The sequence below is a fragment of the Stenotrophomonas sp. YJH_SMC_21 genome (genome assembly GCF_059369555.1).
The window spans coordinates 243145-261707 of record NZ_JCAFSU010000003.1 but is presented as its reverse complement, the minus strand read 5'-3'; the positions used below and the strand labels follow the sequence as shown (position 1 = coordinate 261707).

Annotated in this window: 15 protein-coding genes; 8 read left to right on the top strand and 7 right to left on the bottom strand. The window is 66.8% G+C overall.

The genetic code is table 11. The features are described 5' to 3' along the window. Nucleotides 1-16: 16 nt before the first annotated feature. Nucleotides 17-1513: an aldehyde dehydrogenase gene (locus AC5P67_RS06800; protein ID WP_024958722.1), complete on the top strand. Its 1497-nt coding sequence runs from the start codon at nt 17-19 to the stop codon at nt 1511-1513. Nucleotides 1514-1628: 115 nt separating this feature from the next. On the opposite strand, the gene AC5P67_RS06795 is transcribed toward AC5P67_RS06800, so the two are convergent. Then, nucleotides 1629-2270, bottom strand: coding sequence for a hypothetical protein (locus AC5P67_RS06795; protein ID WP_111189461.1), 642 nt, complete (start codon nt 2268-2270; stop codon nt 1629-1631). A gap of 156 nt (nt 2271-2426) precedes the next feature. On the opposite strand from AC5P67_RS06795, the gene AC5P67_RS06790 reads away from it, so the two are divergent. After that, nucleotides 2427-3719 (top strand): MFS transporter, encoded by a 1293-nt coding sequence (locus AC5P67_RS06790; protein WP_181453869.1) that lies wholly within the window; start codon nt 2427-2429, stop codon nt 3717-3719. Here the strand turns inward: AC5P67_RS06790 and AC5P67_RS06785 are convergent. From AC5P67_RS06785 to AC5P67_RS06765, 5 genes are all read right to left on the bottom strand, one after another. Continuing rightward, entirely contained in the window at nt 3700-4161 is a 462-nt protein-coding gene (locus AC5P67_RS06785) for a bacteriohemerythrin (protein ID WP_004151683.1), read from the bottom strand. The two genes, AC5P67_RS06790 and AC5P67_RS06785, sit on opposite strands and share 20 nt — an antisense overlap. Before the next feature lie 85 nt (nt 4162-4246). Continuing rightward, nucleotides 4247-5590, bottom strand: a complete 1344-nt coding sequence (locus AC5P67_RS06780; protein WP_005408813.1) for a diguanylate cyclase — start codon at nt 5588-5590, stop codon at nt 4247-4249. Nucleotides 5591-5686: 96 nt separating this feature from the next. Further along, the gene (locus AC5P67_RS06775) at nt 5687-7240 is read right to left on the bottom strand and encodes an MASE1 domain-containing protein (protein WP_043034387.1); all 1554 of its coding nucleotides are present in this window, start codon (nt 7238-7240) and stop codon (nt 5687-5689) included. A 198-nt stretch (nt 7241-7438) separates the two neighbouring features. Then, nucleotides 7439-9043: an MASE1 domain-containing protein gene (locus AC5P67_RS06770; RefSeq protein ID WP_329754539.1), complete on the bottom strand. Its 1605-nt coding sequence runs from the start codon at nt 9041-9043 to the stop codon at nt 7439-7441. Between the two features lie 50 nt (nt 9044-9093). Next, nucleotides 9094-10371, bottom strand: a complete 1278-nt coding sequence (locus tag AC5P67_RS06765) for an NAD(P)/FAD-dependent oxidoreductase (protein WP_043034385.1) — start codon at nt 10369-10371, stop codon at nt 9094-9096. 161 nt (nt 10372-10532) lie between these two features. Between AC5P67_RS06765 and AC5P67_RS06760 the strand changes: the two genes are divergently transcribed. From AC5P67_RS06760 to AC5P67_RS06750, 3 genes are all read left to right on the top strand, one after another. Further along, nucleotides 10533-11294, top strand: coding sequence for a gamma-glutamyl-gamma-aminobutyrate hydrolase family protein (locus tag AC5P67_RS06760; protein WP_043034384.1), 762 nt, complete (start codon nt 10533-10535; stop codon nt 11292-11294). Next, complete coding sequence (locus AC5P67_RS06755; RefSeq protein ID WP_005408818.1) at nt 11291-12688, top strand: glutamine synthetase family protein; 1398 nt, start codon at nt 11291-11293, stop codon at nt 12686-12688. The genes AC5P67_RS06760 and AC5P67_RS06755 overlap by 4 nt, the downstream gene beginning before the upstream one ends. Nucleotides 12689-12779: 91 nt before the next feature. Continuing rightward, nucleotides 12780-13889 (top strand): polyamine ABC transporter substrate-binding protein, encoded by a 1110-nt coding sequence (locus AC5P67_RS06750; protein WP_005408819.1) that lies wholly within the window; start codon nt 12780-12782, stop codon nt 13887-13889. A 38-nt stretch (nt 13890-13927) separates the two neighbouring features. On the opposite strand, the gene AC5P67_RS06745 is transcribed toward AC5P67_RS06750, so the two are convergent. Beyond that, on the bottom strand, nt 13928-15328 hold the full coding sequence (locus tag AC5P67_RS06745; protein ID WP_111189464.1) for a flavin-containing monooxygenase: 1401 nt from the start codon (nt 15326-15328) through the stop codon (nt 13928-13930). Nucleotides 15329-15601: 273 nt separating this feature from the next. On the opposite strand from AC5P67_RS06745, the gene AC5P67_RS06740 reads away from it, so the two are divergent. Genes AC5P67_RS06740 through AC5P67_RS06730 form a run of 3 tightly spaced genes read left to right on the top strand, consistent with a single transcriptional unit; the run spans nt 15602 to nt 18506 of the window. Beyond that, the gene (locus AC5P67_RS06740; protein WP_032130239.1) at nt 15602-16738 is read left to right on the top strand and encodes an ABC transporter ATP-binding protein; all 1137 of its coding nucleotides are present in this window, start codon (nt 15602-15604) and stop codon (nt 16736-16738) included. Continuing rightward, complete coding sequence (locus AC5P67_RS06735; RefSeq protein WP_005408822.1) at nt 16735-17667, top strand: ABC transporter permease subunit; 933 nt, start codon at nt 16735-16737, stop codon at nt 17665-17667. Before AC5P67_RS06740 ends, AC5P67_RS06735 begins: the two co-directional genes overlap by 4 nt. Further along, on the top strand, nt 17664-18506 hold the full coding sequence (locus AC5P67_RS06730) for an ABC transporter permease subunit (RefSeq protein WP_005408823.1): 843 nt from the start codon (nt 17664-17666) through the stop codon (nt 18504-18506). The genes AC5P67_RS06735 and AC5P67_RS06730 overlap by 4 nt, the downstream gene beginning before the upstream one ends. Nucleotides 18507-18563: the final 57 nt, after the last annotated feature.

The window sequence follows — 18563 nt, the reverse complement described above, 5'->3', positions numbered from 1 at the left end:
TTCCGAGGAGCCCGACATGGCCGACTTTCCCGACCGCAGCCACTGGCAGGTGCTGGCCCAGCAGCTTTCGATACCCGCACAGGCCTTCATTGATGGTCGTTACACCGACGCTGCCAGCGGCGCGCGCTTCGACTGCATCAGCCCGATTGATGGGCGCGTGCTGGGGGTGGTCGCCGACTGCGATGCAGAGGACGTAGAGCGCGCAGTTCGGTCGGCGCGGCGTGCCTTCGATGCGGGCCACTGGTCAGAGGCCAGCCCGGCCCATCGCAAGCGGGTGTTGCTGGCCTTGGCGGCATTGGTGGAAAAGCACGCTGATGAGTTGGCCCTGCTGGAAACCCTGGACATGGGCAAGCCGGTGCGCGACGCACGCCGTATCGACCTGCCCGGCGTGGTGCGCTGCCTGCGCTGGACCGCCGAAGCGGTGGACAAGCTGTACGGCGAAGTCGCACCGACTGGCCCACACGAGCTGGGCCTGGTCACGCGCGAGCCAGCCGGCGTGGTCGCAGCGATCGTGCCATGGAACTTTCCGTTGCTGATGGCCTGCTGGAAGATCGCGCCTGCGCTGGCCATGGGCAATTCGGTGGTGCTCAAGCCTTCCGAGCGGTCGCCCTTGAGTGCGTTGCGATTGGCCGCGCTGGCCGCTGAGGCGGGCCTGCCGGACGGCGTGCTGAACGTATTGCCAGGCCACGGTACGCGCGTCGGTGAACCGTTGGCGCTGCACATGGATGTGGACGTGCTGGCCTTCACCGGTTCCACCGCCACCGGCGCGAAGCTGCTGGAGCATGCGGGACGGTCCAACCTCAAGCGGGTCTGGCTGGAATGCGGTGGCAAAAGCCCGCACCTGGTGTTCGCCGACGCACCGGACCTGGACGCAGCGGCCAAGGCCGTGGCGCAGGGCATCTTCTTCAACCAGGGCGAAGTCTGCACCGCCGGCTCGCGGCTGCTGGTGCAGCGCTCGATCCGTGAGGACTTCGTGCACCAGGTGATTGCCTACGGCCAGCATATGCAGCCGCAGCATCCACTGGAGGCCGATGCACCGATGGGCGCGCTGGTCGATGCCGCGCACGTGGACAAGGTGCTGGCCGATATCGCACGGGCCGAAGGCGAGGGCGCCCGCCTGCTGCTCGGCGGCCATCGGGCCGAGGTGGAGGCCGGCGGCTGCTATGTGCAGCCCACGGTGTTCGACCAGGTGCGTCCGGACCACGCGTTGGCACGCGAGGAGGTGTTCGGCCCGGTGCTGGCGGTACTTGGTTTCGAGGATGAAGCGGAGGCAGTGCGCGTGGCCAATGACAGCCGCTATGGGTTGGCGGCGGGCCTGTGGACACGTGACCTCGGCCGCGCCCATCGTGTCGCACGCCAGCTGCGCGCCGGCAGCGTGTGGGTGAACGGCTGGGATGGTGGCGACATGACCGCACCGTTCGGTGGCTACAAGCAGTCCGGCAATGGGCGCGACAAGTCACTGCATGCGTTCGACAAGTACAGCGAGATCAAGGCCACCTGGATCCAGCTGTAACGACGTGGCTGCTTGACCGCTGTTCGTTCTTTGTAGCGTCGAGCCCTGCTCGACTGCTTCTCGCGAAGAGCAGTCGAGCCTTGCTCGACTCTACAGAAGGCAGACAGCCGTCGAGCTACCGGCAGCGGGCACTCACCTGCAGCACTGCCGCGCGCAGCATGTCGCGGTCGGCTTCTTCGACCGCGTTCTGGAAATAGTCCATGTCCTGTTTACCCAGTTCGCACGGGTCGACGATGTATCCCGGCGGCCAAAGCCCCAGCAGTTGCGCAACGCCATGCACGATCTGCTCGGGGCTCATCTGCCGACGGATCCGGAAGTAATTGCGGCGAGGCCCGAACGCAGGATGGACCTCGCGCCGACCGATCAGGCGCGGCGCCACGCCAGCTGCGCTGATGCCGTCACCAGCGTCGATGCTGCCCGCAGGCAGGCTCAGGATCAGTGGCGCCACTGCAGCCACGTTCCCCGCGGCAGGCAGGGCGCTCTCTGCCTGTGCAACCGGGGCAGGGCGGGGCATCATCGATGCGGCCGGACGCGTCATCTTTGCGGAGGGCAAGGCGGGCTGTTGAGGTACCGGCGCCGGCGGTTCCGGTGGCAGCCAATGCAGCGAGATCCGCGGGCCCTCACCGCTACGCAGTTCGATCCGGCCGCTGTCCAGCAGCCACAGAACGAGCCCGCCATGCACCAGCAGTACCACCAGCCATGCCGCCATCCGCGGCAGCTTCGGCGAATCAGAGCATGACAACGCAACTGCAGCCATGGGCAAGGCATCCATGCAGGGACCGGTGGCGCAGCCTAGCCGGCGGCCGGAAAAATTCCGTTGGCATCGGTGTCGGCTGAAACCATCGTCCCGTGCGGCCATCGGCCCGTGGCAGAATCGGGCGATCCGCCGTTACCCGTGTTGCCGATGTCGACGATCACTGCTGCCGCGCCGCCCGTGAACTCCCCCCGTCGTGTCCTGCTGGCCAGCCTGATCGGCACCACCATCGAATTCTTCGATTTCTATATCTACGCCACGGCCGCCGTGCTGGTGTTCCCGCACCTGTTCTTTCCGGACAGTAGTGAGCAGGCGGCCCTGCTGCAGTCACTGGCGACCTTCGCGGTGGCGTTCATCGCGCGTCCGGTCGGCTCGGCGGTGTTCGGCCATTTCGGCGACCGCATCGGCCGCAAGGCCACCCTGGTCGCCGCGCTGCTGACCATGGGCCTGTCCACGGTGCTGATCGGCCTGCTGCCGACCCATGCGCAGATCGGGCTGTGGGCGCCGGCGCTGCTGGCGCTATGCCGTTTCGGCCAGGGCCTTGGGCTGGGCGGCGAGTGGGGTGGGGCGGTGCTGCTGGCCACCGAGAATGCGCCGCCGGGCAAGCGCGCCTGGTACGGCATGTTCCCGCAGCTGGGTGCGCCGCTCGGCTTCCTGCTGTCGGCCGGCATTTTCCTCGTGCTCGGCCGCTGCCTGAGCCAGAACGACTTCCTGCAGTGGGGCTGGCGCATTCCGTTCGTGGCCAGCGCGCTGCTGGTCGGCCTTGGCCTGTGGGTGCGCCTGAACATCCACGAGACGCCGGACTTCAAGAAGGCGCTGGAGCGCAGGGCGCCGGTGCGGTTGCCGATGTGGACGGTACTGCGTGACCACCCGGTACCGATGCTGCTCGGCACGCTGGGTGCGTTCGCCACCTTCGTGCTGTTCTACCTGATGACGGTGTTCAGTCTCGGCCATGGCACCGCGGTGCTGGGCTACAGCCGCGAGCAGTTCCTGCTGATGCAGATGGCCGGCATGCTGTTCTTCGCGCTGGGCATCCCGCTGTCGGCGCGCTATGGCGACCGTTGGGGCACGCGGCGCACGATGATTGTTGCCAGCGTACTGATCGTCGGCTTCGGCGTACTGTTCGCACCGTTGTTCCAGCCGCACAGCCCGTGGCTGGTCACCGCCTTCCTGTGCCTGGGCCTGTTCCTGATGGGGCTGACCTACGGCCCCTGCGGTACCTTCCTGGCCGAGATCTACCCGGTGGAGGTGCGCTACACAGGTGCCTCGCTGTCCTTCAATCTGGCCGGCATCCTCGGTGCGGCACCGGCGCCGTACCTGGCCACTTGGCTGGCCGAGCGCTTCGGCCTGGTTGCGGTGGGTTACTACCTGTGCCTGACCGCGGTGGCCACCCTGTGCGCGCTGGTGGCACTGCATCGGCGCGCGCTGCGGCTCAACCAAAGAAGCGCTTGAGCGTGCGACCCAGCCAGCCGCCGCCCTGGTGTTCGCGGGCGAACTGGTTCAGGTGCGCCTTGACCTGTTCGGCATAGGCCTGGTCGTCGCCACGGATGTGGTTGAACAGCCAGCGCGAGAGCATGGTGCGCAGCTCGTCACTGATGTCCTCGCCGGCCTGGAAGCGCATGCGGTACTCCGAGACACGCTTGATGAAGACCTCATGCACGCGTTTGTGCGCGGCACAGAACGGGTAGCCCGCTTCCTCCATCAGCTCTTCCTCGAACGCGAAGTGCGACATGGTGTAGTCCACCACCTCGTCGATCACTTCACCCACTGCGGCACGCTGCATGCTGGCCTGGGCCACGTGCAGGTGGTTGAGCATTTCGATGATGCGGCGGTGTTGTTGGTCGATCACATCGATGCCGATGTTCAGATCGTCCTGCCAGACCAGTAGTGCCATCCCCGGCTCCCCTTCATGCGTATGTCGGGGCCGACTGTAGAGCCGCCCTGCGCGGGCGGCGTTGATCTGGATCAAAGCGTACCGGTCAGGGCAGCGCCGGCTCGCGTGGGCGCAGCGGGCTGGCGACCGTGGTGCAGCTGACCCGGTTGCGGCCACCGGCCTTGGCCAGGTACAGCTGGCGGTCGGCTTCGGAGATCAGCCGGTGCAGTGCATCGCGCTGCGGGCGCAGGCAGCACAGCCCTATGCTGACCGTCATGCGCAGCGTGGCGGTGCCGATGTCCACCTCCAGCGCGGCGATGCGCTGGCGCAGCTCCTCGAAGTACAGCAGCGCCTCGTCCTGCTCCATGTCCGGCACCAGCAGGCAGAATTCCTCGCCGCCGAAGCGCGCGATCAGGTCGTGGCTGCGTGCATGCGTGGCCACCGCGCCGGCCACCGCGCGCAGCGCATCGTCGCCGGCTTCGTGGCCATGGGTGTCATTGATGTGCTTGAAGTGGTCGATGTCGATCATCGCCACCGCCACGCACTGGCCGTGCAGCTGCAGCTGCGGCAGCTGGCGCTGGCTCTGCTCCAGGAAGCAGCGGCGGTTGGGCAGGCCGGTGAGGAAATCGCGGGTGGCCAGGTCCTGCAGGGTGCCGATCAGCTCCAGCTGGTCCACATTCTGCGAGACCCGGCAGAAGAATTCCTCGCGCGAGAACGGCTTGCGCAGGAAATCGTTGGCGCCGTTCTTCAGGAAGCGCGGAATCAACGATGCATCGGTATTGCCGGAGATGCCGATCACCGCCACCTTGTCGCGCGAGCGCAGGGTGCGCAGGCGGCGGGTGAACTCCACGCCCTGCATGCCCGGCATTTCCTGGTCGACCACGGCGAGGCGGATCGCCGGATGCGCCTCGATCGCGGCCAGGCCTTCGTTGCCATCGGCCGCTTCGTGCACCTCATGGCCGTACATGCGCAGCAAGGCTGCGGCGTAACCGCGCGCGGACGGTGAGTCGTCCACTACCAGCGCGGCGATGCGCCGGTTGCGCTCCAGCCGCTGGACCAGCCACACCAGGTAATCGATGCTGCCGGGAGTGTTCTTCAGCACGTAGTCGATGATCTGCTGCTGCAGCACGCGCTTGCGCAGGTCCTCGTCGTAGACGCCGCTGACCACCACGGTGGGCAGGTCGCGCTTGAGGAAGAACTCGACCACCGCGTCGCGGTCGCCATCGGCCAGGACCAGCCCGGTCAGTACCAGGAACCAGCCGCCACCTTCGCTCAGCAGGCGGTCGGCCTCGGCCAGGGTGGAGGCGATCACCACCGGCAGTTCCAGGCGCTGCTCGATGGCCTCGCGCAGCATGCCGGTGAAGGCGCGGGAGTTTTCGACCAGCAGGATCCGCTGCGGCAGCGGATCGGCCAGGTCGCCATCGACGGCGGCCTGCGGCAGGACGGGCATGATGCGGTGGCTCACGAGGGAGGGGCTCGGCACGGATAACGGCGGTTTCGGGTGTAACTTTAGCGGCGAACGTTGCGCGCCGGGCCAGATTACGCGTCAGGCCGCCGCTGGCGACGCGTGGGTGATCGGTTCATGCAGGACCAGCCGCAGCCGATTGCCGCGGCAGTGGACCGTTCCGCCGTAGGCAAGCATCCGTCCGGCCAGGCGCTCGACGGCCTGTTGGGTGGTACGCGTGGAAAGCGGGCAACCACGGTCGAGCAGGCTCACCACGGCAACAATGCCGCGATGCTTGCCTGCCCGACCGCTTCGGGCGCGCACGCAGACCTGCCCGGTTTCCAGTTCCAGCAGAAGTGAAACCGCCTCGATCAGCGAGCGATAGATGGCCAGTTGCAGATCCACGGTCAGCAGGCAGGGATTGCCCGCCAGCCTGGGTGGAATGACGCGATGCGTGTTGTTCCAGATTTCGCATGCTCCGCCGGCTTGCAGCGCGATGTAGAGCCCGACCTGCTCCAGTCCGGTGGGATAGACCAGGCTGGCCTGTTCGCGAAACAGCCGTGAATGTACCGACGACGCGTGCTGCAGGCTGTTTGCGACCGCATGGTGGCCTTGGGACTTCAGCCAGCTGACCATCTCGCTGAGCGAATTGTCCATGCCCTCGCCCAGGTGCTTCAGGTGGACGGCCCGTTCACGCAGCTCACGCTCGCTGGTCTGAAGTGAGCCGCGTGCCAGGCGCAGCGTGGTTGCCTCGGCCAGGCCGCGGGACCGGGCGCGCTGATGGTGATAGCTGATGCTGGAACCGAGTGCCAGCAGTGCGACACTCATCACCGCCATGTTCTGTTGGGTGGCGAACGTGCCCAGGTCGAACGAGGAAGGCAGGCCAGTGCTGGGCGTTGCGCCGTGCAGGGGGAGGTTCAACAACGGAATCGCGATGGCTGCGCCGCGCCACCCGTGCATGAAGGTCAGGGCGATGGCGGGCAGGGCGGCCAGCAGCACCATGTGTGTCCGCGTCGTGTGGGCGTCGGCGCGTGTCAATTGCATGCACAGGCCCAGCACCAGCATCACCAGGATCGCCGAGGCGGTAGGGGCGACGAAACGGTCTGTCCAACCGGGGTCGGCCTGCCGCCGCGACCAGAGGAATGCCAACGGTACCAGGGTGATGATGGCGGCGAAGTGGCCAAAGATCGTCCGGTCGACCGCGTCCAGCAGGTTGCTGGGTGGTGGGTTCGACCATAGGACATATGAAATGCCCAGGTTGAGACCCGGGACGAACAACGCTGTGCAGAATGACAGCGACAGCAGCCACAGACCGGTTGCTGCTTCGGACGGCATTCTCATCCGATGCAGGTAGACCACCAGCATCGCCATCGGCATCAGCAGCGTCGAAGCCAGGATGACCCAATCCAGGCCGTAGGTGTCGATCATGGGGATGCGCAGCGTTGCAAAGTACGCGTACTCGCCCAGCAGCAGGTAGGGCCACAGGCGGGTCGGGACGATCAGCAGTGCCGCTGCGCGGATGCCCGCCGGCAGGAAGAACTGATCCAGCGAAAACTGACGCGAGCCGAGGCAGCTCAGCGCATAGACGGCCGCGAGTGCGATGCCGGCTGGCCGGATACGGAAGCTCAGTTCAACTGCCTTCTTGAATCGGTCCAAACCCGAGCCTCCCTTGCTCGTGACATGGCAGCGGCCGTGCGGGTTGCTTGAACGGGCCATGACGCGCCATTGGATGACAGTATCGATGGAAGCAGGGGGGCGCAATTGCACGCCGGCGCCAGATCCTGACGGGGTGGGTTCGGCGCCGACCAAAGATCACTTTCGCGCAATTATCTGCAGCTCCTTTCACCGGGATAGTCAGATCGCGGCCCGGGGGGCGCCAGCGTCCATGGAGCGTGTGCTTTCCCTCAAGGCTTCAGCAGCGCCTGCCTGGCGGGGAGCGTCCCGTGCTTCGGTCAACACCATCCTGAGCCTGTTGCCACTCAGGTCCATGTAGCCAGCGTGTGCGAGCACTCGGCCCAGCAGCTGCTCGTTTGCCAGCGCCTTTGCACGGCTTCCCAGTGATGCGTGGCGGTCCAGAAGAGCCACGCAGATGAAGGCACCACGCTTCCGGAAGGAGCTTCCGCAGCGGATACTGACCGAGATCTGTCCACACTCGCACTTCAATAGAAGCGAGACCGCATCGACAACGAGTCGATAGGCAGCAAGCTGCAGGCCGACCCCGAGTGCGCAGGGGTCACCCTTCAACCTCGGCTGGCCGATGCGATGCGTAGCATTCCATGCCTCGCGCACCCCGCCAGCCTGCAACGCCACGTACAGGCCCAGCTGTTCCAGGGCGGCGGGATAGATCATGCTGGCCTGGGCCCGGAACAGGCGCGAATGCACCTCCGAGGTATGCCGCAGGCTGTCGGCCACGGCGTGATGACCCTGCGCATGCAGCCAGTTCACCATTTCGTTCAGCGACAGGTCCATGCCATCCCCCAGCTGGCGCAGGTGTGCCGCGCGTTCGCGCAGGTCCATCTCGCTGGCCAGGTGTGAATTCCGCGCAAGCTGCAGGGCCGCTCTGCCATCTTCCTCGCGCAGCCGGTGCTGGTTCTGGAAGTGGGTGATGCGCGCACCCAGCAACAGCAGGGCGATGCTGGCGATGGCCATGGCCTGCTGGGTAGCGAAGGCAGCCGGGTCGAATGCCGTCGGATGGTCGGCGGGGGTGCTGAGGCCAAGAATCATGTTGACGGCGGCGACACCGATGGCCGCACCGCGCCATCCCAGCAGGCAGGTCAGGGCGATCGCGGGAATAGGCAGGATCAACAGCAGCTGCAGCGAGCCGGGGGCCGTGATCGAGGCCGGTACCGGCGTCGCCTGCAGGCCAATGACCAGCATGGCGCCGAGTGCTGCGACCGTGGCCGCGACAGACCCGGTTGTCCATTTTTCCTCGGCGCGGCGGATCCACAGCAATGCCAGGGGTGCCAGGATCAGGATGCCGGTGAAGTCGCCCAGCGCATAGCGCAATACGTTGGTGATGAATGACGCGTTCTGCAACGGCTCCCAGAGCAGGTACGAGATTCCCAGGTTGAGCAGACTGATGACCGTCGCGGCGCATACCGCAATGGAGATCACGCCGACGATCGTGGTGCGTGCCAGCAGCTTCCGGTGCAGGCGCACGATCAGCATCACGGCAGGCATCAGGAACACCGAGGCCAGGATTACCCAGGTCAGGTTGTATTTGCTGATCAGGGGGATGCGCAGATGCGCGAAGTAGGCGTATTCACCCATCAGCAGGTAGGGCCAAAGACGGGGCGGGCACAGCAACAGCGCGGCCACCCGCACGCCGGCAGGCAGGAAGAACTGGTCCAGTGACAGCTTGCGCGCACCCCAGCAGGCGAGGGCATAGAGCAGCGCCAGCGCCAGCCCTTCGGGGCTGACCCGTATCCTCACCAGCAGGCCGTCCTTCCACCACTGCATCCACGTGCTCCCCAGCTCCTGCGCCGATTATGTGGCTGGGAAGGGCCCCGCTACCACAACGCATCCCGCAGCTTGTACCACGACATCGCCGCCACCAGCAGGGGCGTGCGCAGCAGCCGGCCGCCGGGGAAGGGCGCATGCCGCAGGCGCTGGAACACGTCCAGACGCTCGCTCTGGCCGGCAATGGCGGCGGCGATCACCTCGCCGGCCAGTCCGGCGGCGGCCACCCCATGGCCGGAGAATCCCTGCGCGAAGTACAGGTTGCCGTCCAGCCGGCCCCAGTGCGGGGCGCGGTTGCGGGTAATGTCCACGTAGCCACCCCAGACCTGGTCCAGCACAACGTCGGCCAGCTGCGGGAAGACGTCGTGCATGCGTCGCTGCATCACCCCGCGCAGGCCGGGCGGGGGCAGTGCCGAGTAGCTGGCGCGGCCGCCGAACAGCAGGCGATGGTCGTGGCTGAGGCGGAAGTAGTCCAGTGCCCAGGCGGTGTCGGCCACGGCCATGTTGTTGCCGATCAGGGCGCGGGCACGTTCGGCGCCCAGTGGCTCACTGGCACCGATATAGGTGCCCACCGGCATGATCCGCCGTTCCAGCTCGGGCAGCAGGCCCTGCAGCCAGGCATTGCCGGCCACCACCAGATGCATGGCGCGCACGCTTCCCTGCGCGGTATGCAGGGTGGGCTGCGGTCCGCGTTGCACGCGGGTCACTGCGGAGTTCTCGTGGATCACCACACCTGCCGCGCGCGCTGCATCGGCCAGACCGCGTGCATACGCCAGCGGGTGCAGGTGTGCGCTGAGCGGGTCGAACATCGCGGCGCGGTAGCGCGGGCTGTCCAGCTGCGCGCGCAGAGCGTCACGGCTCCACCACTGCATGGGGTAGTCGTAGTGGCGTTGCAGGTGCTCGCAGTTGGCGTGCAGGTCACGCTCGTGGCGTTCACGGATGGCCACGCTGGCGTGGCCTTCAACCCAATGGCAGTCGATGCGGTGGCGATCGATGCGCGTGCGCATCGCCTGCACCGCGTCGCGCGACCAGTCGAACAGGTGGCGTGCATCATCACGACCCAGCTGACGCTCCAGTTCGTCCACCTCGCAGCCGTAGCCGACCAGCGCCTGGCCACCATTGCGGCCGGACGCGCCCCAACCGATCCGCTGCGCCTCCAGTACCACCACGCGCTGGCCACGTGAGGCCAGTTCCAGGGCCGCGGTCAGGCCGGTGTAGCCCGCACCAAGCACTGCCACATCGGCCTGAACCTCGCCCTGCAGCGGGGGCAGCGCGGGTGGTTCGGGCAGGCTGGCGGCATACCAGCTGGGCGGGAACGCGGCACTCACCGCAGGCCTCGCGGGCGCAGCGCGGGAGAGGAGAGCGGGGGAGGACGATCAGCATTCACCCGAGTAGTTTCGCCGATGCGTGACAGCCATGGTGTGACGGCGACGACTTGCCGCCTTCGCCGGACGGCGGGTAACGTGTCGGCACGCCAAGGAGTTTTCCCATGCGCCGCCTGCCCTGGGTGGGCCTGCCCACCGACAGCACCGTGCTCGGCCATCACCGTTTCGCGGTGGCCGGCGAGAAGTACGTGCGCGCGCTGGCCGAGGCCGCCGAGGTGACCCCGGTACTGTTGCCGAGCGTGCAGCCGCCGCTGCCGGCCGGCGACTGGCTGCAGGGGCTCGATGGCCTGCTGTTGACCGGTGCGGTCAGCAACATCGAACCGCAGCATTACGACGGCGGTCGCAGCTGGCCGGGCAATCCGCATGACCCGGCCCGTGACGCCAACGCGTTCGCGCTGCTGCACGAGGCGCTGGCGCTGGACCTGCCGGTGCTGGCGATCTGCCGCGGCCTGCAGGAGCTGAACGTTGCGCTGGGTGGCACGTTGCATCCGCAGGTGCACGCGGCGCCCGGTCTTTCGGATCATCGTGAAAACCCGAAGGCGCCGGTTGATGTGCAGTACGGGCCGGCCCATGCGGTCGCCCTGGCGGCGGATGGCTGGCTGGCGCAGTGGCAAGGCGGTGACCGCGCACAGGTCAATTCGGTTCACGGGCAGGGCATCGACCGACTGGCACACGGGCTGCAGGTCGAGGCCAGGGCCGATGATGGACTGGTCGAGGCAGCGCGCAGCCCACGCCATCGTTTCGTGCTCGGCGTACAGTGGCACCCGGAGTGGCGTGTCATGGACTCGCCGTTCTATCACGCTATTTTCCGTGCGTTCGGCCAAGCTTGCCGGCAGCACCAACAGAACCGACTGGATTCCCGATGAGTTCCCGAACGCGCCCGCGCAAGACGGCTACGCCCCCCGCACCGCAGGAAAGCAGCCTGCTGCGCTGGCTGAAGGAGCGGCGCATCACCGAGGTCGAATGCCTGGTCCCGGACATCACCGGCAACGCGCGCGGCAAGATCATTCCCGCCGACAAGTTCTCGCATGATTACGGTACGCGGCTGCCCGAAGGCATTTTCGCCACCACCGTCACCGGCGAGTTCCCTGATGACTACTACGAGCTGACCTCGCCGTCGGACTCGGACATGATGCTGCGTCCGGATCCGGACACGGTGCGCATGGTGCCGTGGGCGGCCGATGCCACCGCGCAGGTCATCCACGACTGTTACACCAAGAACGGTGAGCCGCACGAGCTGGCGCCACGCAACGTACTGCGCCGCGTGCTGGCGGCCTACGCCGAGCTGGGCCTGCGCCCGGTGGTGGCGCCGGAGCTTGAATTCTTCCTGGTGCAGAAGAACACCGACCCGGACTTCCCGCTGCTGCCACCGGCCGGCCGCTCCGGGCGCCCGGAAACCGCGCGGCAGTCGTACTCGATCGATGCGGTCAACGAATTCGACCCGATCCTCGACCTGATGTACGACTACGCCGATGCGATGAAGCTGGATGTGGACACGCTGATCCACGAATCCGGTGCGGCGCAGCTGGAGGTCAACTTCACCCATGCCGATGCGATGGACCTGGCCGATCAGGTGTTCCTGTTCAAGCGCACCATGCGCGAGGCGGCGATGCGCCACGGCGTGTATGCCACCTTCCTGGCCAAGCCGATGGAGAACGAGCCGGGCAGTGCCATGCACATCCACCAGAGCCTGGTGCGGGTGAGCGACGGCAGCAATGTGTTCGCTGGCGACACCGATGCCGAAGGCGAGTTCAGCCCGGTGTTCGGCCACTATCTGGGCGGCCTGCAGAAGTACGCGCCGCAGGCGATGGCGTTCTTCGCGCCGAACGTGAATTCCTACCGCCGGCTGGTGTTCGGCGAAGTCTCGCCGAGCAACGTGCACTGGGGCTTCGACAACCGCACCTGTGGCCTGCGCGTGCCGCTGGACACGCCGGAAAACATGCGCGTGGAGAGCCGCTTCGCCGGTTCCGACGCCAACCCCTACCTGGCGATGGCGGCGACCCTGGCCTGCGGCCTGCTGGGCATCCGCGAGCGGTTGGCACCGGATGCGCCAGTGACCGGCAGCGCCAAGGAGCTGGGCTACAACCTGCCGCGCTCGCTGGGCGAAGCGCTGGATGGGCTGGAGCAGTGCAGCGAACTGCAGGCCCTGCTGGGCGAGCGCTTCTGCCGGGCCTACATCTCGGTGAAGCGCAAGGAATACGAGACCTTTTTCCGTGTCATCAGCTCGTGGGAGCGCGAGTTCCTGCTGCTGAACGTCTGAGCATCCGGAATAGAAAAATCCGCCGCCGGGGGGTAGGCTGGCACCCGTCGCCGGCCCCGCCGGCCCCCCTTCCCGCATTCTGGAGCACCCGATGAAGCTGCGTATCCTCACGCTCGGCCTGGCCTCCGCCATGCTCGCCGCCTGTGGCGGTGGCAATGGCGGCGCGCAGGACAGCCAGGTCCTGAACGTCTACAACTACAGCGATTACATCGCCGAGGACACCATCCCGACCTTCGAGAAGGAGAGCGGCATCAAGGTGACCTACGATGTGTTCGACAGCGATGAGATGGTCGAGACCAAGCTGCTGGCCGGCAACAGCGGCTACGACGTGGTGGTACCGACCCTGAACTTCTTCGGTCGCCAGATCCAGGCCGGTGTGTTCCTGCCGCTGGACAAGAGCAAGATCCCGAACCTGGCCAATCTCGATCCGGCGGTGATGAAGCGCATCGCCACCCAGGACCCGGGCAACCAGTACGGCGTGCCGTACATGATCGGCACCACCGGCATCGGCTACAACGTGGAGATGCTGAAGCAGCGTTTCGGTGGCAGCACCGACATCGCCAACAGCTGGGACCTGGTGTTCAAGCCGGAGAACATCAGCAAGATGAAGGACTGCGGCGTGACCATCCTGGACACGCCGGCCGACATGATCCCGATCGCGCTGCATTACCTGGGCCTGGACCCGCACAGCGGTGACCCGGCCGAGCTGCAGAAGGCGGCCGACCTGCTGAAGTCGATCCGACCGTACGTGCAGAATTTCCACTCCTCGCAGTACGTGGGTTCGCTGGCCAATGGCGGCACCTGCCTGGTGGTCGGCTGGTCGGGTGACATCATCCAGGCCCGCGACCGCGCCGAGGAAGCCAGCAATGGCGTGCACGTGGCCTATTCGATCCCGAAGGAAGGCGCCCCGCAGTGGTTCGACATGCTGGCGATCCCGAAGGACGCCAAGCATCCGGAGGCCGCTTACGCCTTCATCAATTACCTGCTGCAGCCGAAGGTTGCCGCGGCCAACACCAACTTCATCCACTACGCCAACCCGGTGCCGACCGCGACCCCGCTGGTGGATGAGGCGATCCGTACCGACCCGACCATCTACCCGCCGGCCGACGTGGCCGCGAAGATGTTCACGTACTCGATCAACACGCCGGAGACCGACAAGCTCTACACCCGGCTGTGGACCGAGGTGAAGACCGGCCGTTGAGCCGGCCTGGTGCCGTCGGGTCATGCCCGGCGGCTGCCTTACCCAGGGTCGATGCCGGTACTCCCGCTTCGGCCCAGGTGCCGCAGGATGGCAGGCAGCAGGTCGCGCGCATCGCGACCGCCGTTGCACAGGAACGATGAACTCATCCGCTGCAGGTTGTGCATGCCGATGAAGAACAGCCCCGGTTGCGGGGAAACACCGAAGTCGCCGAGCGGGTAGCCATGTGAATCCAGCGCGCCCGGTACGTCGAGCCAGGGCCATTCGGCGACGAAGCCGGTGGCCAGCACCACCGAGCGGATGCCTTCCGCCTGCAGATCCAGTTCGCGCGGGGATGCGTCCGGTTCCCAGTGCAGATAGACCTCCTCCGGAATGTGGCGGGCATCGTCGGTGCGTGGCTCGGGACGCGTGGCGTAGTACGCGCTGGCCAGCGAATCAAGATAGGCGTACTCGGCCTGCGTGGCCTCGATCGCGGTACGCAGCTGCGGGCGCACATCGGCGAAGCGGGCGACGTTTCCATCGAAGCCCTGCAACCGGCCCAGCAGCCTGATGCCCGCGCGGTGCATCGCCAGCAGGCTGATCGAGCTGCCCAGGCCACCGTTTCCCTTGCCGGAAATAAGCGGGAACTCCGCGGTGCGGGCCTTGCGCAGTGCATCCGGTTCCCCGGCAAGTACGCCCGCCGCTTCACTCACATGTTGATGGATGCGCCCGGCCATGTCCCACCAGGTCATCGAGTCCTTGCCGCGCAGCCGGCGGGTATGCGAATGCCGCTGGGCCAGTGACCAGTGCACGCTGCGACCGCTGTCGCGCAGGTCCTGGGCGATCTGCGCGCCGGACTGCCCACCCCCGATGACCAGCACGGCGCCATCGGGCAGCTGGCGGGCACTGCGGTAGTCGCCCGAGTGCAGCACGGTCAGGCCTGGCGCGGGCGCGAACGGGACCCGGGGCATCCGTGCGCGGCGGTATTCACCGGTGGCGACCACCACTGCGCGGGCATGGATCAGCCCCTGGCTGCTGTGGATGGCGTAGCCACCGGGCCCAGGCCCAACCCGATGCACCCCGCATCCCTCGTTGATCGGCAGGGAACGCTCGTGGGCATAGTCGCGGAGGTGCCGGATCACCTCCGGGGCGCCCATGAAGCCTTCCGGGTCGTCACCCGCATAGGCATGGCCGTGCAGGGCCATCGTCGCGTTGGCGGTGTTGGTCTGGAACGACTCCCAGCGCCGCTGCCAGCTGGCGCCTACGGTTTCGGCCTCCAGCACGCGATGCTCGACGCCGGCTTCCTGCAGGAGCGCGCTGAGGGACAACCCGGCCTGGCCGGCGCCGATGATGACCAGCGGCAGCCTTGCAGGCAGGGAGCCCGGCAGGCGGGGCGGGAAAGGAGAGGGGCTGTCCGGGGAAATCACCAGTGTGGGTCCATGCAAGGCCTTGATCAGGGCCATTGCGCGGGGAATGCCCCGGGCCTTCAACAGATCCGGTTCTGAAAAACGTTGCAGATCGAGGCGTCGCCTGTGGTGTCTGGCCGGGACGGCCGCAGGGTCGTCCCGGGGAGCCCGGGCCTTTGCGCGGGCAGGCCACCATGGCGGGGGAAAACCGACACTCCTAAGGCCCCCGGAGCCGGCCAGCGGCCGCTTCCGCCTGCCGCCGTCATATCCCCTGGGCCCCCCGGCCGTTAGAATGGCGGCCGCTGTCCACCGCCCGCTCCCGGAGCCCCCATGCCCGTTGAAGCCCAGCCGGTAGCCACCGTCGTCGACACGACCGGTGCGCCCGGCTATCTCTCCATTCGTGACCTGCGCAAGGAATTCGACGGTTTCGTCGCCGTCGACGACGTCAACCTGGACGTGCGCAAGGGCGAGATCTTTGCCCTGCTCGGTGGCTCCGGCAGTGGCAAATCGACCCTGCTGCGCTGCCTGGGCGGCTTCGAGACGCCCACCAAGGGCAGCATCACCCTCGATGGCCAGCGCCTGGACGCGCTGCCGCCGTACCAGCGGCCGGTCAACATGATGTTCCAGTCCTATGCGCTGTTCCCGCACATGACGGTCGAGCAGAACATTGCCTTCGGCCTGAAGCAGGATGGCCTGGGCAAGGACGCGATCAGCAAGCGCGTCGGCGAGATGCTCGACCTGGTGCAGATGGGCCACCTGGGCAAGCGCAAGCCACACCAGCTGTCCGGCGGCCAGCAGCAGCGCGTGGCGCTGGCGCGGTCGCTGGCCAAGGGGCCGAAGCTGCTGCTGCTGGACGAGCCGATGGGCGCGCTGGACAAGAAGCTGCGCTCGCAGATGCAGCTGGAACTGGTCAGCATCATCGAATCGTCGGGCGTGACCTGCGTGATGGTCACCCACGACCAGGAAGAAGCGATGACCATGGCCACCCGCATCGCGGTGATGGATGCCGGCTGGATCCAGCAGGTCGGCAAGCCGGACGAGGTCTACGAGCAGCCGGCCAACCGCTTCGTCGCCGAGTTCATCGGTTCGGTCAACCTGTTCGACGGGGTGATCGACGAGGACCTGCCGGAGTACGTGACCGTACGCTCGCCGCTGTTCCCGGCGCCGATCTACATCGCCCATGGCATCACCGGCTATGAAGGGCAGCCGGTCGCGTTCGCGCTGCGCCCGGAGAAGGTGATGATCGGCAAGGACGAACCGGAAGGGCACACCAACAAGGCCCAGGGCGTGATCGAGGACATCGCCTACTTCGGCAGCCATTCGGTCTACCACGTGCGCCTGCCCAGCGGCGCCAAGGTACTGGCCAACTTCGCCAATTCGCAGCGCTGGGCCAGTGATGGCCTCACCTGGGGCGACGAGGTGTGGGTGCACTGGCGCGACAACGACGGCGTGGTGCTCACCTCATGAGCACCGCCGGCCTGAAGCGCTGGCTGCCGGGGCTGCGTGCCACGGTGATCGGCATTCCGTACCTGTGGCTGCTGCTGTTCTTCGCAGTGCCGTTCCTGATCGTGCTGATGATCAGCTTCTCGCTCAGCCGGGTCGGCTCGCCGCCGTACACCTGGCTGCTGCAGTACGCCGACGGCGGTTTCTCGCTGAAGCTGAACCTGGAAAACTACCTGGCGCTGTTCCGCGATTCGATCTATGCGCAGGCGTTCCTGAGCTCGATCAGGATCGCGGCGATCTCGACCTTCCTGACGCTGCTGATCGGCTATCCGATGGCCTATGCCATCGCGCGCCTGTCGCCCGCCGCGCGCAACGTGGCGATGATGCTGGTGGTGCTGCCGTCGTGGACCTCGTTCCTGATCCGCGTGTATGCGTGGAAGGCGATCCTGGACCGCAATGGCCTGCTCGACCAGTTCCTGCAGTTCACCGGCCTGCAGACGCTGATGACGTCGATGGGCCTGCCGAAACTGCAGCTGATCGACACCCCGACCGCCGCCTACATCGGCATCGTCTACTGCTATCTGCCGTTCATGGTGCTGCCGCTGTACGCTAATCTGGTCAAGCATGACCACCGCCTGCTGGAGGCGGCCTACGACCTCGGTGCCAAGCCGTGGCAGGCGTTCCTGCGCATCACCCTGCCGTTGTCCAAAGCGGGCATCATCGCCGGCTGCATGCTGGTGATGATTCCGGCGATCGGTGAATTCGTGATCCCGGAAATGCTGGGTGGCTCGGAAACGCTGATGGTGGGCCGCCAGCTGTGGAACGAGTTCTTCAACAACCGCAACTGGCCGGGCGCCTCGGCGATGGCGGTGGCGATGATCCTGTTGCTGCTGGTGCCGATCCTGCTGTTCAACCGTTCCCAGCAGCGCCTGCTGGAAGGGAAGCAGGCATGAGCCCGCGTAGCGCAAAGGGCCTGGGGCTGGGCGTGCTGCTGCTCGGCTTCGCCTTCCTGTACCTGCCGATCCTGCTGTTGATGTTCTATTCGTTCAACAGCTCGCGGCTGGCGATGGTCTGGGCCGGGTTCTCCACCCGTGCCTACAGCGACCTGTTCGCCGACCGCGCGCTGATGGATGCGATGTGGACCAGCCTGGTGGTGGCGTTCTGGACCGCCTGTACCGCCACCGTGCTGGGCACGCTGGCGGCGATGGTGATGACGCGCTTCAAGCGCTTCCGTGGCAAGCCGCTGTTCGGCGCGCTGGTGACCGCACCGCTGGTGATGCCGGATGTGATCCTGGGCTTCTCGCTGATGGCGCTGCTGGCCTCGATGGGCGCGATTCCCGGCTTCCCGGCACGCGGCCTGGCCACCATCTGGATCGCCCACGTCACCTTCACCCTGTGCTTCGTCACCGTGGTGGTGTCCTCGCGGCTGCAGGAAATGGACCTGTCGCTGGAAGAAGCCGCGATGGATCTGGGCGCCAGCCGGCTGACCGTGTTCGGCCGCATCACCCTGCCGATCATCGCGCCGGCGCTGGTGGCGGGCTGGCTGCTGGCGTTCACCCTGTCGCTGGATGACGTGGTGGTGGCCAGCTTTGTCGCCACGCCGGGCTCGACCACGCTGCCGATGAAGGTGTTCGCCTCGGTGCGCATGGGCATCAGCCCGAAGATCAACGCGTTGGCCACGCTGCTGGTGTCGGCGGTGTCGATCGCCGCGGTGATCGGCTGGTACATCAACGCCCGCGCCGAGAAGCGGCGCCAGCGCGACCTGCAGCTGGCGCGGCAGGACAACGGCTGAGCACACGGTCTGCCGACAACGCCGGCAACACCCGGCTCACAGCCGGCGGCGCACAAT

What these genes read in the sequence shown, in the direction of transcription:
- AC5P67_RS06800 (WP_024958722.1), top strand. Translation starts at nt 17, where the DNA reads ATGGCCGACTTTCCCGACCGCAGCCACTGGCAGGTGCTGGCCCAGCAG.
- AC5P67_RS06795 (WP_111189461.1), bottom strand. Translation starts at nt 2,270, where the DNA reads ATGGCTGCAGTTGCGTTGTCATGCTCTGATTCGCCGAAGCTGCCGCGG.
- AC5P67_RS06785 (WP_004151683.1), bottom strand. Translation starts at nt 4,161, where the DNA reads ATGGCACTACTGGTCTGGCAGGACGATCTGAACATCGGCATCGATGTG.
- AC5P67_RS06780 (WP_005408813.1), bottom strand. Translation starts at nt 5,590, where the DNA reads ATGCCCGTCCTGCCGCAGGCCGCCGTCGATGGCGACCTGGCCGATCCG.
- AC5P67_RS06770 (WP_329754539.1), bottom strand. Translation starts at nt 9,043, where the DNA reads ATGCAGTGGTGGAAGGACGGCCTGCTGGTGAGGATACGGGTCAGCCCC.
- AC5P67_RS06760 (WP_043034384.1), top strand. Translation starts at nt 10,533, where the DNA reads ATGCGCCGCCTGCCCTGGGTGGGCCTGCCCACCGACAGCACCGTGCTC.
- AC5P67_RS06755 (WP_005408818.1), top strand. Translation starts at nt 11,291, where the DNA reads ATGAGTTCCCGAACGCGCCCGCGCAAGACGGCTACGCCCCCCGCACCG.
- AC5P67_RS06750 (WP_005408819.1), top strand. Translation starts at nt 12,780, where the DNA reads ATGAAGCTGCGTATCCTCACGCTCGGCCTGGCCTCCGCCATGCTCGCC.
- AC5P67_RS06745 (WP_111189464.1), bottom strand. Translation starts at nt 15,328, where the DNA reads ATGGCCCTGATCAAGGCCTTGCATGGACCCACACTGGTGATTTCCCCG.
- AC5P67_RS06740 (WP_032130239.1), top strand. Translation starts at nt 15,602, where the DNA reads ATGCCCGTTGAAGCCCAGCCGGTAGCCACCGTCGTCGACACGACCGGT.
- AC5P67_RS06735 (WP_005408822.1), top strand. Translation starts at nt 16,735, where the DNA reads ATGAGCACCGCCGGCCTGAAGCGCTGGCTGCCGGGGCTGCGTGCCACG.
- AC5P67_RS06730 (WP_005408823.1), top strand. Translation starts at nt 17,664, where the DNA reads ATGAGCCCGCGTAGCGCAAAGGGCCTGGGGCTGGGCGTGCTGCTGCTC.